This window comes from Rikenella microfusus DSM 15922 (assembly GCF_000427365.1).
In the GTDB taxonomy this organism is placed as follows: Bacteria; Bacteroidota; Bacteroidia; order Bacteroidales; family Rikenellaceae; genus Rikenella; species Rikenella microfusus.
This window is the reverse complement of sequence record NZ_KE386488.1, coordinates 464646-477981: the sequence shown is the minus strand read 5'-3', so window position 1 is coordinate 477981 and position 13336 is coordinate 464646. Positions and strand designations below refer to the sequence as shown.

The window sequence follows — 13336 nt, the reverse complement described above, 5'->3', positions numbered from 1 at the left end:
TATGGCAAGACCGAATATAAACATCACTCTCGGCAACGGCAACTTAGGACGCAGCGCCGCCACCGACGACGGCGTGGCCGCTCTGGTCGTGAACGGCAAAGCGGTGTCCGAAAAGCTGGAGTTGAACAAACATTACCAGCTTTTCGGCACGGCCGACCTGACGAAGTTAGGCATCACCGCCGAGAACAACCCGCTGGCGTATAAAGAGATTACCGCCTTTTACGAACAGGCGGGCGAGGGGTCGGAACTGCACCTGCTGGTAGTGTCCGAAGCGACTACCCTTACCCAGATGTGCGACAGCGCGGACGGTTCTCCGCTCCGTAAAGCGATCGACGCCGCGGGGGGCCGCGTGCGTATCGTCGGCATGAACCGCATCCCCCCGGCCGAATACGAAGCCGACGTTACGCAGGGCATCGACAAAGATGCCATCGACGCGGCTGCCAAAGCGCAGGCCGTTGCCGAAAGTTACGCATCCGGGAAGGTGGCCCCATTTCGGCTCTTGATGCCCGCCCCGGCTTTCGACGCCGACAGCGAGGCCCTGTTCAAGCCCCGCGAGGCGTCGTACAACGCCGTAGCCTTCGTGCTGGCCTCCGACGACGCCGCGAACCATACGGCCGCCATCGGCCGCATTCTGGGACGCGCCGCGGCGCTCGCCGTGCACCAGTCGCTGGGCCGCGTGCGCGACGGGGCTATCGCCACCGATATGTACCTGACCGACGGGCAGAGCTATGCCGAGGCCGCAGGGCTGGCCGACACGCTGCACGACGCCGGGTATATCATCCCGATCGGCTACCCGCGCAAGAACGGCGCCTATCTTAATGGCGACCCGACGGCGGCGCCCGTTACCGACGATTACGCCCAGCTGCGTTACGGCCGGACGATAGACAAGGCGCGTATCATCGTTTACGATACCCTGATCGACGAGATTCTGGATAACGTCGAAAGCGATACGGACGGCAACCTGTCGGCCGGGCAGTGCGTCAGCTACGCGGGAATGATCGAAAACGCGGTGCTGACCCAAATGGCCGACGAAATCACCTCCTTCACCTGCACCGTGCCGCAGGATCAGGACATTCTGAGTTCGGAAACGATCCGGGTGGTCTGCCAGATACAGCCGAAAGGCGTGGTCGAAACGTTCGAGGTAACGCTGGAATTTACCAATCCGGCAACCAAAACCGAATAATCTATGAGAAAGGTGATTATCAATCAGCGGGAATACGCCTATGGCGATATTTCGGTCTACGCTTTCGGCCAAAACATCGGCGGGCTGCGGGGCATCGACTACAAGTTGTCGAAGGCCAAAGACTACGTGCGCGGCGCCGGGCGCAACCCGCGCGGCATCCAGCACGGCGAACGGTCGGCGGAAGGTACGCTGACGATTCTCCAGAGCGAGTTAGACGCCATGAACCGTACCGCGCGTGCGAAAGGATACGACGACCTGCTCGACGTGGATTTCGACATCGTGGTCTCCTATGTGACGGCCGGCGGCGTGGTGACGACCGACAAAATCCACACGGCCTCGATCAAAGAGCTGCCCAAAGGGATGAAGACCGGCGACCTGTTCAGCGAACACGCCCTGCCGTTCATCGCGCTGGGTATCGAATACGACGTATAAGGTTTTCAGGAACATTTAAAAACAGTTGAAGAATGGCTCAAAAACAGAAACCCGCCGCATCGGCGGAGGTAACGCCCGAAATGGTCGAGGCCTGGAAAAAACAGTACGGCGAAGTCTTCGTCGTCGAAAGTGAAGGTAAGAAGGCCTGGCTGCGTCGGCCCGACCGCAAGGCCATCAGCGCGGCGAACGTGATCGGCGGGATCGACGCGCTCAAGATCAACGAGGTGTTGATCCGTAACTGCTGGCTCGGAGGGGATATGGAGTTCCAGACCGAAGACCGGCTGTTCTACGGCCTGGGGCCGCGGGTGAACGCCCTGATCGAAGTGGCGGCCGTGGAGCTAAAAAAGGCTTAGCGGGGTCGGAGATAGCAGAGCTTCCGAATTGGCTGCACGCGGGCAACGCGCTGATCCGTTCGGTGCTGCACCTCGACCCCGATACCCTGAGCGACGCCGAGTGGTGCTATCAGGCGAGGATGGCAGTCTGGGTCGAGAACCGGACGACCCGGAAGATCGCGGAAACCATAGCGGAAACAATAGCGGGTTAGAAAAAAAGTGGCAACAAACGTAGAATACATACTAAGCCTGACCGACCGGGCCTCTTCGCCGCTGGTGCGGATCGCGGGGGCGTCGCAAAATACGCTTGCGACGTTTGCGAGACTGACCGCCCAGAGCAAGGGCATGCAGGCCGCGGCCAAAGACCTCGGCGGCTCGCTGTCCGCTTTACGCCAGAGGCTCGATCTGCTGCGGGCCGAAAAAGAGATTATCGACCCGCGGAACATCGCGCAGATCAGGCAATACAACCGCGAAATCGACAGCCTGACGCGGCAGATCGACCGGCTGGACAACGCCGGGCGCGGCGGGTTGAAACGACTGTTTTCCGACCTGACCGGCGGCCTGGGCGGCTTTATCAACCCCGCGATGGCCGCCGCTGCCGGTATCGGCGCCTCCGTCAAAAACGCGATGTCCCTCGACGAGGGGATGGCGAAAGTGAACATCACCGCCCAGCTCGACCCGGCGAGCCTGAAAAAGGCGACCGAGCAGGTGCGGGAGATCACCGCCCGCAACAAGGCCGACATCACCCAGTCGCCGCTCGCCCTGGAACAGATCATCAGCCAGACCGGAGATCTCGACCTGTCGCTCTCCATCCTCGACGCCACGCTCAAAGGGGCGAAGTCGCAGTTCGCCGACACGAACGTAGTGGCGGGCGCGCTGGCCCGGACACTGTCGATCGTGGGTACGAAAAACACCAACGCCAGCGAGGTGCTGGACACTTTCGTGGAGGCCAAACGGGTCGGTGCGGGCGAGTTCGAAGACTTCGCCCGTTACATGCCCGACCTGATCGCCGGGGCCGATGCCCTCGGCTACAACTACAAAGAGGTGGCGGGCGTTTTTGCCTATATGACCGGCAAGGGGCAGAGCGCCGAACGCGCCGCCACGCTGATGAACAACCTCTATTCGATTCTGGGCCGCGGGGATGTAGTCGAAAAGATGAGCAAAGTCGGGATAAACGTCTTCGACGACACCGGCGCGATCCGTTCGACGCTCGACATTTTCAGGGAGATGGAAGCCGTAACGGCTTCGATGAGCGACCAGCAGAAGTCGAACTTTATCGAATCGCTGGGCATCGTGGACAAGGAGGCTAAGAGCGCCTTTATGGTCATGGCTTCCGACACGGACAAACTGGCCGAATCGCTGACGGCGGTGGCCGATTCCGCCGGCGCCGCCGACCGTGCGATGGAACTCTCGCGCAACTCTACGCAACGTGCGCAGGAGTTGTGGAACTCGTTCAAGCTGATTTTGTCGGATGTCGGGACGGCGGTTCTGCCTCTGGTGGAGGTCGGCATCGGGGCGCTCGGCGTCGGGCTGGATATAGTCGGCGGCATCCTTTCCGGCGTTACCTCCGCGTTCGGCTGGTGGTTCGACGCCTTACGCGAAGGAAACCCCGTAATCGGGGCGCTGACCGGAACGCTCGGCGCGCTGGGCGTTATGCTTGTCGCCCACAAAATCAAAGTACTGGCCGTGGATGCGGTGCACAAGATCGCAGCGGCAGGTTCGACCCTGCTCGCGGGAGCGATCAAAACGTTGAACGCGGCGTTCGTGACCTCGCCGGTGGGATGGCTGGTGCTGGGTATCGGTGCGCTGGCCGGAGTGATCTATTCCCTGACCTCGAAAACCGACAGGGCGACCACTTCGTTCGCGGCGTTCAACACGGAGCTGGCCAGGTCGAAAGACGAGACGCGGGCCTCGTTCGACGCCGCGATGCAGGCCGCCGAGGGCAGCGACGAACGGGCGGCGGCCATCGGCCGGATCAATGAGCAGTACGGCCAGTACCTGCCGAATTTGCTCACCGAAAAAAGCACGAACGACGAGCTGTGCGACGCCCTCGACCGGGTGAACATTGAACTGGAACGCAAACTCCGTAACAAGTTCCGCGACCAGGCGATGAACGACGCGCTGGCAGAGCTGGAAGAGGTGCGAACCAGCGTGTTGAACAACCTGCTCGACCGGGTGGACGACAAAGACAAGCAGGCAGAACTGGCCGCGGATTTCGGCCGGATGTTCGACAAGATGAAGGCCGGTATGGATTGGGGGGCGGACGCGGCTGCCATCCGGGAGAAATACGACATCGGCGGAGCATTGGATGAATTTTTCCGAGGTTTTACGCTGACCCTCCATCGGGGAGTTACCGGGCGGCTCAATCAACTGACCGATGCCCTGTCGGATTATAACGAGACTGCCGGGCGTCTCGATCTGCTTTACGGGGCGGGGCAGTCGGCAGCGGTTCCCTCGTCGCCTTTCGTGAACGGCGTTTACAACCCCGGCGGCGCCGCGTTGCTCCGTGGCGGTAGCAGCCTGCCCGGAGCGTCAGCCGGTAACGGCAGCCAGTCTTCCGCCTCAGGCGGCGCCGTACCGAAAACGTATGCGGAACTGATGGCCTCCCTCGGCGGGAAAGGCAGACGGACGACCACAGGCAGCGTCGGTTCCCGGAGCGATGTGTTCGACTTGGACAGTGTGGCCGTGAACGAAAAGGGCACCGGAGCCTACGGCGCCATCGTCTCGAAACTGGGGCGCGTGAAACTGGCCGGGCTGACCGCCGCCGCATCGTTCGGCGCGGGCATGGCCTCGCCCGCCCTCGTGCAGGCCGTCGTGCCGCCCGACACCCCTGCCGCGGTTGCGACCGCCCCGGCCGGGGATACCGCGGATTACGGGCGGAAGGACGGCCGACCGATTGCGGACAAGTTCTGCGACCAGATCGTTATCCATATCGCCAACGCCGATGGCAAGGGATACGACCAAATCCGGCAGGAGATCGTGAACGTATTGATGGAGGTGACCGATTATGGCCAGGTATGACGAATACGGCCGAATGCCGCACCGCTTCGACGTGGCGGGTTTGCTGCTCGACGCGGCCCGGCTGCGGGGCAAATTCTATCCGGGGATGCTGCTCGGCGGAAACGCCGCGCGTTATCCGGCCGTCCCGTCCTTCGAGGGGATGCCCGACGCTCCGGCGCTGCGCACCGAAACCGCGGGCGGGGTGCCGATCCGCAAACAGGACGCGCTGGGACGGTGGTATTTTATGCCCGTATGGATTCGATCGTCGCTCGGCGAGGTCGAAATGCCCTGCGCCGTGATTTCCGTAACCGGAAAGAAACGGATCGTCGAAACGCCGCTTATCGGGCGGCGCGGCGCGGTGAACGAACTGATCGGCGTGGACAGCTACGAAGTGGAACTGGCCTGCGCGCTTATCGGCCAGGGCGGCAACTATCCGGAAACGGAGGTGAAGCGGATGCGCGACCTCTACGAGTTGAACGAAGCGGTGGAATTGGTTTCGGCTTTGACCGATCTCGTTTTCGAGACCGACGACAAGATCGTCATCGAAAGCATCGACCTACCCGCGATGGGCGGCGCGGAAGACGTGCAGGTCGTGAAAATGAAAGCGCATACCGACGCCGCCGTGGAATTAGTCATCGAATAAGACATGTACGTATTGGGTTGCGAAATACGGATCGGCGATAAGCGGTTTAGGGCGGTGAACGCCGTAACTGTCCGGCGGTCGGTCTATACGCCGGGCGCCACGGCGACGATCAAAGTGCCCGTTACGGCGGTACTCAGGCAGGCCGGGTTGCCGCCGACGCGGGTGGAGACGGCCCAGGCGGTGGCCGTCGGCGAGCGGGTGGAGATCCGCCTCGGTTATAACGGCCGCCTGCAGCCGGAGTTCCGCGGCTATGTAAAGGCGCTCAACCTGCGCACGCCGCTCGAAATCGAATGCGAGGACGAGTTCTGGGCCTGCCGCCGGCGCAACGTAACTACGGGCGGCACCACGACCCTCGCGGGTCTGCTGGCCAAATGCGGCCTTGCCGTCGGGTACGCCGAAACGCTGACCCTCAAAAACTACGCGGTGCCGGATAAGCCGGTATCGTCGGTGCTGGCGAATCTGACGAAAAAATACGGTCTGTCGGTCTTTTTCGACCTCGACGGACGGGTCTATGCCTGTCGTCCGGAGCGGGTAACGGGCGATACGGTCAAATATAGGCTGCGTTACAACGTCATCGGCGACGACAACCTCCAATATCTGAACCGCAAAGACCTGAAAATGCAAATCCGGGCGATCTGCTTCAAAAAGGACGGCACGCAAGTAGAGGCGAAAAAAGGCGCCGAGGGCGGCACCTCGAAAACCCTCTATTTCTACGACGTGGAAAGTATGGCGGAGCTGGCGACGTTGGCGCAGAACGAGCTGGAACGCGAAACGGCCGACGGTTATTCCGGAAGCATCACGACGTTCCTGGAACCCTACGCCGCCCCGGCGATGGTGGCCGAGCTGACCGACCCGGTTTATCCGGAAAGGTCGGGAAAATATTATGTGGAAACGGTTAAAACGACCTTCGGGCGCGGCGGCGGTCGCCGGACGGTCGAAATAGGAACGAAGGTAGGATGAGCGGACAGCGGGATATTGCGGAGATTCGGCGGCGGCTGGCCGCGATCGGCGGCACGCCGGGCGGCGAGACCTTTCCGGCCACGGTACGGAGCGTGGATGAGACCCGGCGCACCTGTACCGTCGAAGCCGGGGGCGTGAGCTACGACGACGTGCGGCTGCACGCCGTGGCCGACGCCGAACGAAAGGGGTTCTGTTTCATCCCCGCCGTCGGCAGCGTGGTGCTGGTATCGCGTATCGGCGGCAGCAACGAACTGTTCGCAGCGATGTTCTCCGACGTGGATAAAGCCCTGCTGACCGTCGGCGAGAAGACGGCGGTCGGAATCGATGCCGACGGGCTGACCTTTGCCGCGGGCGATACCGCGCTGGAAGCCACCGCGGATGGGCTGGAGTTGGGGCGCGGCGCTGCCGGGTTGCTCAAGACACTCTCCGACCTGTGCGACGCGCTGGCCCGGCTGACCGTGCCCACAGCCGTGGGGCCGTCGGGCGTTCCGGTGAACGCGGCCGATTTTACGCGGATTAAAGACGAATTGAAACAGTATTTAAAGGGTTGATAAATGGCACTTGTAAAAGAGACGATCAAGGCCGAGGTAAAACAGGCATTCGTACAGGTGATGGATGACACCGAAGGCCGCGAGGCGTCGATCGACCGGGTCGCCGAATCGCTGGCCGAAGCGATGGTAAACGCCATACAGTCCATTACGATCACCTACGTCGGCGGGCTGTCGGCTCCCACCGGGGCAGTAACGGGAACGTTTCAATGCACGATAAAATAGCGGGTTATGGAGGATATTTTACTGGCCGCGGACGGCGACGTGGATTTCGCCTCCGGCGACCTGCTCCCGGCGGGTACCGACCGGGCCACCGGACAGCACAAACGCGACATTCTGATGGCCTCGCCGGGCGACTATAAGGAGGCTCCGACGGTGGGCGTGGGCGCCGTCGAATACATCCAGAACGACGCGCAGCTCTTTCTGCGAGATGTGCGCAAGCAGATGCAGGCCGACGGCATCGCCGTGCGGGAGGTGGCTTTCGACGGCCGGGGAAATTTAATTGTGGACGGCAGCTATGAAAACGATTAGAACGGTATCGAACCAGACGGTGTTCGACCTGGCCGTCAAATATTACGGCACCTGCGAGGCGGTCGCCGAGCTGATCGGGAACAATCCGGGTCTGAGAAACGACCCCGCGGCGCTCGCGACACTCGGCATCGACTACGTAGCCGACGGCGGCTTCTACGCGGACGCCGCGCTGCTCGCCGGACAGGAAGTCCGCATCGACAACGACAGCCGCACCCTGCGGCAAATGGTTGTTAAAGAGTTGCAGAATAAGGAAATCAACACCTTCGGTTTATAGGCATGGCACGCACGATAAAAGAGATACAGACGGCCATCCGGGACGACCTGACCACGCAGCGGGAAGGACGCCCGGAACTCTCGCCCTCCGCTACGGCCGAGTGGAGGTTGTGGACGTGGGTCGTGGCCGGGGCGATACACACGCTCGAAATCATCCATGACGAGTTCCGGTCGGAGATCGACGCCGCGGCCGACAAGATCACCCCCGGCACCGTCCGCTGGTACGTGGAGCAGTGCAAACGCTTTCAGAACGGGCACGAATTGCTGTTCGACCCCGACACCGCGCAGCTCTACTATGCCGTGGACGATCCCGCCGCACGCATTATCGGCGTGGTGGCCGTAACGGAAGGGAAAGAGCGTCTGAGTATCAAGGTCGCCAAAACGGACGAGCAGAACAGGATCGTGCCGCTGACAGCCGACGAACTGCACAACTTCACCGGGTATGTGGACAGCATCAAATTCGCCGGGATCGAAACCGTTACGGTATCGACCAACGCCGATCAGGTGCGGTACGACGCGGAGGTGTTTTACGACCCAGCCGTACCCGTTACGACCGTGCGCGAGCGGGTCGCGGCGGCCTTAGATGCTTTCCGCTCCGGGCAGGATTTCGATTCGATGCTTTACCGCCAGAAGTTCGTCTCGGCGATTATGGCCGTGGACGGGGTCGTGACGGCCGAACTGAAAAGCATGGAGCGCAAGGGGACGAGCATGGAGGATTTCGAACCGGTCGGCGTGGCCGACGAACTGGAGGCCGGCTATTTCGATTATACCGCCGACTGCACCCTGACGCTGACCTCCATAAAAGCCTCGTGAAGCCATGCAGACGACCCGGATAAATTATAAAAACCTCGTGCGCCAGCTGCTCCCGGCCCACAAACGGCAACCCGTGCGGCTCTGGTGGCTGCGGGGTCTGGTCGCTCCGTTGGGGACGCTTTTCGCCGAGTTCGACAAGTGGCGCAGCGATACCCGCATGATCGTGAACGTGAACAGCCAGGTCGCCGTCTTCGAAGGCTATTTACGGAAAAAATACGGCGAGCCGGTGGCCATCCGGGTCGTTACCTACGACGACGGGCTGGCGCGGGTCTCTCTGCGGGCGGAAGGCGATACCCTGCGCCTGCGCACCGGCCTGCGCGACGAAACCGCACGCGAGGCGATGCCTCTGCGGGGCGAAATCCGCGAACTCTTCGGCGATGCGGACTTTATCGTCTATATCCCCGTCGGGGTCGATATAGACCTGATCCGCGCCGAAATAGAGCGGTTCAAACAGGCGCTTGTGCAGTATAAGATAATACAGGAATAAAGATGAAACGACAGACACAGACGGTGGGGGTGCGCAGCTGGGCCGGGGACGACCTGCTGGAACTCCAGAGCGAGCCGCTTAAAGCGTTGGATGCCTTTTTTGCCGAATACGGCCCGTGCATCATTCAGGGGTGCGAAGCCGTACAGACGGAGGACGGGGCGGGCACGTATGACGTGGCTGCGGGGCTGGTGGCCCTCGAAGCCGACGACCCGGACGGCGTGCGCCGCGTCATGGCGATGCCTTTTGCCGGGGCGAAAGGCGTGGCCCTCCCCCTATACCTGACGGCGAACGTGGAAACGGTCTCGGAACCTTACGGCGACGGCAAAGTGAAACCGATCGCCTACGTCTATACGGGGAAGGCTTCCGGCGTGCAGCCTGACGGGGATACCCCGTACCTGACCCTGACGGCCGGGGGCGGCCGTTTCGTGGATGCCGTGCAGGACACCGCGCACCGTTTTATCACGGACGCCGAACGTTCCAAGTGGAACCGCATTCTGGAGCAGGCGAAGGAATACGCCGACGGCGTGGCGGCCACGGGTTCCGAAGCGGCCCTGCGCTCGGCAAAAGAGTATGCGGACACGCAGGATACGGCCCTGAAAACGGAGCTGGTGCAGGCAGATGCCGATACGCTGATTTCAGCTAAGGAGTATGCCGACAAGATTGTAGCGGCGCTTGCGGGAACGGCCCCCGAAACGCTCGACACGTTGCAGGAACTGGCGGCGGCGCTGGGCAACGACCCGAATTTCTCGGCGACGGTTATGCAGATGATCGGCGAGCGCGTTACCGCCGAGGCTATGAATACCGCGCTGGCAAGTCGGATGCCCATCGAAGAAGGATGGGCCGGGAATGCGGACGATATTGAAAACCTCGTATCGAAGCCTTTCGGCGCGAAGAACATCCCCTTTGCTTACTATCCTTTTCTATCGTTCGGCGGCGGAGGCTATAAAGCCCAGTTCAACGCATTGAATAACTCCCTGAGGTTCCGTTCGACCAATGAATCGGGCGCCATTCAGGAATGGGTCGAAATCTGGCACGCCGGAAACTTCAATCCGGCGAGCAAGGCGAATGCCCCGGCCACCTTACAGAACGCCGACCTGAATACCCTGACCTCCAACGGCCTGTACGTGGCGGACGGCGCGATTTCCAACGCGCCGGCAAGCACGGCGAACTGCCGGGTGCTGGTAATCGCTACCTCGCCTTACCGGGTGACGCAGATCGCGCAGGTGTACGATGCGGACAGGCTGTTTTTCCGTCGCCGGGTCGATGAACAGTGGCAACCCTGGCGAGAACTGTGGCACGCCGGGAACTTCGACGCACAGAACTCGTTGAAATACCTCGGACGAGGTACGCTTTTGGGACAATTTGGGAACGGCGCGGCGGGGCATGGCTTTACGGATCACGATACGCCGATAGGCCAGAGTTCCTCATTTCTGCGTTTCGGCATGTCGGGTTATGAAGTCGAAATATGTTTGGGAGGTTACAGTTCCTGGAATAACGGCTGGACCCGGATTTATTTCCGGTGCAAGGACGGCGATAGCGGTTCAGTATCGGATTGGAGGGAATTTTATCATACCGGCAACCTCTCACCGGCCACCGCTGCGGCAGCGGGCCTGATGTCCGCCGCCGACAAAACCAAACTCGACGGGATCGCCGACGGCGGTATGAAACTCTTAGGGGCGGGGGTCGTTAATGGAACATCGGGAGAATTGAACAAGAAAAAAGGAGCGGTAACAATGGCATCAAGAGTAAGCGGTGCCGGAAATTATCGGGTCATGCACAATATCGGCCATACCAATTACGAGGTACATGCTACCTGTATGGCGATTGGCGGTACCGGAGGGCATGCGACCATCGTTTCAAAATCAACCAACTATTTCGATGTCTGGACTGCTGACGACGAAACAAGAAACGATCTGTCGTTCTTTTTTCAGATTTACGAATTTTAACTAACTTTGGATAAACACCTTTATATTATGAAAATCAAAGTTTTTCTTTTATCCCTGACGGCCTGCCTGTTGCTGGCCTCCTGCGAAAAGGATAAAAAGGGTCTCGACCCTGACGCGAAAATCAGCGTTACCGGCGTTCGTTCGCTGACCAAAGCCGACACGGGCGATATTCCGGTCGGAGGTATCGACGGCACGGGCATTACCGACAGCCTTGAATTTATCACAAAATATGCGTGGGATTACCGCTCGACGACATCAGACGGACTAACCCCTCAGGGTGGTTATGGCGTTGATGAAGAAACCTATTATTTACTCCGCGATTTGGAAAATTATAAATTGAAATTTTGGGGTGGCGGAGTCGTTTCAAATGGATTTCTCGGAACATATGTAACAGATCGTATCGATTTTGTCGTAACAGTCGCAAAATGGCCTGACGGCACGGCGGTAATGCCGTTGGGGTTCAGTATGAGCGACTATGATAAGGTCAAAATCGACACGGTAGCCTATATCCCGAACTCGGTGGTACTGGAGGCGCGGGCCAAGATTACGGCGGCGTTCAACGACGGGGATTTCGACACCTGTTATAAACTATTCGACGAGGCTTACGTATTCCTGCCCACAACGGGCGCGAAGTGGCGGGCGCTCAAACAGACGGGGATCGAGTAATGCGTAATTCTCTGGTATAATATTACATTAAATATTTGGGTAAGGCCGGTAAATCGCTTTACCGGCCTTTTTTATGCCTTAAAAAAGGCCTTCGGCTTCTATAAATAGAACGGTGTCTCAATCTGCTACAAAAGGGAACACCCACAACCGAAGGCCAAAGCCTCTGCGTGGGTATTCCCTTTGTAGCATTGCAAAAGTAACCAAAAAACGAATAAAATCTATGACACCGAACGAACAATTACAGCCGGTCGGCTGCGTTCTGAAAAACAGCCATTCTTTGGGGAGATTGATTATTAAACCAGTGCCCAAAACGTTGGCAAAGGAAATGATCATCCAAAATCACTATTCGCACAAATGGAATGACGGCGGATTCGGCAAATATAACTTCGGGATATTCCGGGCCGACGATCTGACTCGGTGTTTGGGAGTGGCGGTTTATGGGTATATGAAAAATCCCAAGGCCAAAATCTTTACGCATCCGAACCCCAAAGCTTGGATGTGCGAATTGAACCGGCTCTGGATTAGCGACGAACTCGGTAAAAATGCGGAAACGATACTTATAGCCGCATCGATCAAGTTATTGCGGCACGCTGACCCGAATATCGTGGCCGTTCAGAGTTTTGCGGACGGCCGCCTGGGGTGCGGGACAATCTATAAAGCGGCGAATTTTCGTTATTACGGATACCATGAAACCAGATTTCTGAGAGACCGACGCACCGGAGAGGTAACGCAGGGGCAACTATTAACCAATAGCACCTGCCCCACAGGGTATGTCCGAACGAACATCTACTATTTACTGGGTTTGTACGATATTTTCAAAGTTAAAACCTACCGATACATATATCCGCTGTCTGATAAACTCGTGCCCAAGTTCAAAGAGAAACCCTATCCTGATTACGAGAAGGGAGAAACGCCTACCGACTGGCCTCGCGACCGCCAGAAAATCAAAATGCGGATATTCGAACTGTTGGAAAAAATCGCATAATCCCCTAAATGATGTTTTACCGATTATCGCACTGAATGGATAGGGAAATGGATTTATCCTTTACAACCTGTTTAAATAGGCATTCAAGATTCTTTAACCGCCCCGCCGTCCGAACCGACATCGGGCGGCGGTTTTATTGTAATCCCTGTGGGGGCCTGCTGAAAATTGCCAACACACCCCAAGTTAATACAATAATAACAGGCTATCCGGCGACAGACAAAAAACGGGGCGCGAAAATTTCGTTTTCGCACCCCGTTCCCTTTTCGTAGATTTGTCGTGATTTCAAATTTTTACCTTGAAATCCACCCCAAAAACCATGTACTTTTCGTTTGGCCGATTATACTGATGTCGGAATGGGAAATCGCACATTCCCGGGGCGGCAGCCTTTACGCGTGTTTCGATACCAATGTAAGAAGCCGGGAGTACTTTGTTAAAACTACGATTCTTATTGATGCGATTCATCAGAATCGCCGGCTTTCGCGGTGCCTCCGGGCACGCCGACCGGGCGTTTGCTCCGATGGGGTGGAGGCAAAGCCG

15 protein-coding genes are annotated in these 13336 nt (G+C 58.9%); all 15 read left to right on the top strand.

Annotated elements, in window-relative coordinates:
- Nucleotide 1: 1 nt before the first annotated feature.
- The 15 genes from RIKMI_RS12850 (at nt 2) to RIKMI_RS0102900 (ending at nt 12799) form a co-directional block, all read left to right on the top strand.
- Nucleotides 2-1183 carry a DUF2586 family protein gene (locus RIKMI_RS12850; protein WP_174904594.1) on the top strand — a complete coding sequence of 394 codons (1182 nt, stop codon included), beginning with the start codon at nt 2-4 and terminating at the stop codon, nt 1181-1183.
- 3 nt (nt 1184-1186) lie between these two features.
- Nucleotides 1187-1615, top strand: a complete 429-nt coding sequence (locus RIKMI_RS0102970) for a hypothetical protein (RefSeq protein WP_027290362.1) — start codon at nt 1187-1189, stop codon at nt 1613-1615.
- Between the two features lie 32 nt (nt 1616-1647).
- Entirely contained in the window at nt 1648-1968 is a 321-nt protein-coding gene (locus RIKMI_RS0102965; RefSeq protein ID WP_037291403.1) for a hypothetical protein, read from the top strand.
- A 198-nt stretch (nt 1969-2166) separates the two neighbouring features.
- A complete protein-coding gene (locus RIKMI_RS14225) occupies nt 2167-4968 on the top strand; it encodes a phage tail tape measure protein (RefSeq protein ID WP_051214291.1) in 2802 nt (933 codons plus the stop codon).
- Nucleotides 4955-5590 (top strand): DUF6046 domain-containing protein, encoded by a 636-nt coding sequence (locus RIKMI_RS0102950; RefSeq protein WP_051214289.1) that lies wholly within the window; start codon nt 4955-4957, stop codon nt 5588-5590. The genes RIKMI_RS14225 and RIKMI_RS0102950 overlap by 14 nt, the downstream gene beginning before the upstream one ends.
- 3 nt (nt 5591-5593) lie before the next feature.
- On the top strand, nt 5594-6550 hold the full coding sequence (locus tag RIKMI_RS0102945) for a hypothetical protein (RefSeq protein ID WP_027290358.1): 957 nt from the start codon (nt 5594-5596) through the stop codon (nt 6548-6550).
- A complete protein-coding gene (locus RIKMI_RS0102940; RefSeq protein WP_027290357.1) occupies nt 6547-7101 on the top strand; it encodes a hypothetical protein in 555 nt (184 codons plus the stop codon). The genes RIKMI_RS0102945 and RIKMI_RS0102940 overlap by 4 nt, the downstream gene beginning before the upstream one ends.
- Nucleotides 7102-7104: 3 nt before the next feature.
- Nucleotides 7105-7323, top strand: a complete 219-nt coding sequence (locus tag RIKMI_RS0102935; protein WP_027290356.1) for a hypothetical protein — start codon at nt 7105-7107, stop codon at nt 7321-7323.
- Nucleotides 7324-7329: 6 nt separating this feature from the next.
- A complete protein-coding gene (locus RIKMI_RS12840) occupies nt 7330-7629 on the top strand; it encodes a hypothetical protein (protein WP_037291401.1) in 300 nt (99 codons plus the stop codon).
- Nucleotides 7616-7903 (top strand): hypothetical protein, encoded by a 288-nt coding sequence (locus RIKMI_RS0102925; RefSeq protein ID WP_027290355.1) that lies wholly within the window; start codon nt 7616-7618, stop codon nt 7901-7903. Before RIKMI_RS12840 ends, RIKMI_RS0102925 begins: the two co-directional genes overlap by 14 nt.
- Before the next feature lie 2 nt (nt 7904-7905).
- Nucleotides 7906-8715 (top strand): hypothetical protein, encoded by an 810-nt coding sequence (locus tag RIKMI_RS0102920; RefSeq protein ID WP_027290354.1) that lies wholly within the window; start codon nt 7906-7908, stop codon nt 8713-8715.
- Between the two features lie 4 nt (nt 8716-8719).
- The gene (locus RIKMI_RS0102915; RefSeq protein ID WP_027290353.1) at nt 8720-9202 is read left to right on the top strand and encodes a hypothetical protein; all 483 of its coding nucleotides are present in this window, start codon (nt 8720-8722) and stop codon (nt 9200-9202) included.
- A gap of 2 nt (nt 9203-9204) precedes the next feature.
- Nucleotides 9205-11148, top strand: a complete 1944-nt coding sequence (locus tag RIKMI_RS15095; RefSeq protein WP_051214287.1) for a hypothetical protein — start codon at nt 9205-9207, stop codon at nt 11146-11148.
- 27 nt (nt 11149-11175) lie between these two features.
- Complete coding sequence (locus RIKMI_RS0102905; RefSeq protein WP_027290352.1) at nt 11176-11814, top strand: hypothetical protein; 639 nt, start codon at nt 11176-11178, stop codon at nt 11812-11814.
- Between the two features lie 220 nt (nt 11815-12034).
- Nucleotides 12035-12799 (top strand): Mom family adenine methylcarbamoylation protein, encoded by a 765-nt coding sequence (locus RIKMI_RS0102900; protein WP_051214285.1) that lies wholly within the window; start codon nt 12035-12037, stop codon nt 12797-12799.
- The last annotated feature ends 537 nt before the right edge of the window (nt 12800-13336 follow it).

What these genes read in the sequence shown, in the direction of transcription:
- RIKMI_RS0102945 (WP_027290358.1), top strand. Translation starts at nt 5,594, where the DNA reads ATGTACGTATTGGGTTGCGAAATACGGATCGGCGATAAGCGGTTTAGG.
- RIKMI_RS0102950 (WP_051214289.1), top strand. Translation starts at nt 4,955, where the DNA reads ATGGCCAGGTATGACGAATACGGCCGAATGCCGCACCGCTTCGACGTG.
- RIKMI_RS0102900 (WP_051214285.1), top strand. Translation starts at nt 12,035, where the DNA reads ATGACACCGAACGAACAATTACAGCCGGTCGGCTGCGTTCTGAAAAAC.
- RIKMI_RS0102970 (WP_027290362.1), top strand. Translation starts at nt 1,187, where the DNA reads ATGAGAAAGGTGATTATCAATCAGCGGGAATACGCCTATGGCGATATT.
- RIKMI_RS15095 (WP_051214287.1), top strand. Translation starts at nt 9,205, where the DNA reads ATGAAACGACAGACACAGACGGTGGGGGTGCGCAGCTGGGCCGGGGAC.
- RIKMI_RS0102940 (WP_027290357.1), top strand. Translation starts at nt 6,547, where the DNA reads ATGAGCGGACAGCGGGATATTGCGGAGATTCGGCGGCGGCTGGCCGCG.
- RIKMI_RS12850 (WP_174904594.1), top strand. Translation starts at nt 2, where the DNA reads ATGGCAAGACCGAATATAAACATCACTCTCGGCAACGGCAACTTAGGA.
- RIKMI_RS12840 (WP_037291401.1), top strand. Translation starts at nt 7,330, where the DNA reads ATGGAGGATATTTTACTGGCCGCGGACGGCGACGTGGATTTCGCCTCC.
- RIKMI_RS0102905 (WP_027290352.1), top strand. Translation starts at nt 11,176, where the DNA reads ATGAAAATCAAAGTTTTTCTTTTATCCCTGACGGCCTGCCTGTTGCTG.
- RIKMI_RS0102920 (WP_027290354.1), top strand. Translation starts at nt 7,906, where the DNA reads ATGGCACGCACGATAAAAGAGATACAGACGGCCATCCGGGACGACCTG.
- RIKMI_RS0102915 (WP_027290353.1), top strand. Translation starts at nt 8,720, where the DNA reads ATGCAGACGACCCGGATAAATTATAAAAACCTCGTGCGCCAGCTGCTC.
- RIKMI_RS0102965 (WP_037291403.1), top strand. Translation starts at nt 1,648, where the DNA reads ATGGCTCAAAAACAGAAACCCGCCGCATCGGCGGAGGTAACGCCCGAA.
- RIKMI_RS0102925 (WP_027290355.1), top strand. Translation starts at nt 7,616, where the DNA reads ATGAAAACGATTAGAACGGTATCGAACCAGACGGTGTTCGACCTGGCC.
- RIKMI_RS0102935 (WP_027290356.1), top strand. Translation starts at nt 7,105, where the DNA reads ATGGCACTTGTAAAAGAGACGATCAAGGCCGAGGTAAAACAGGCATTC.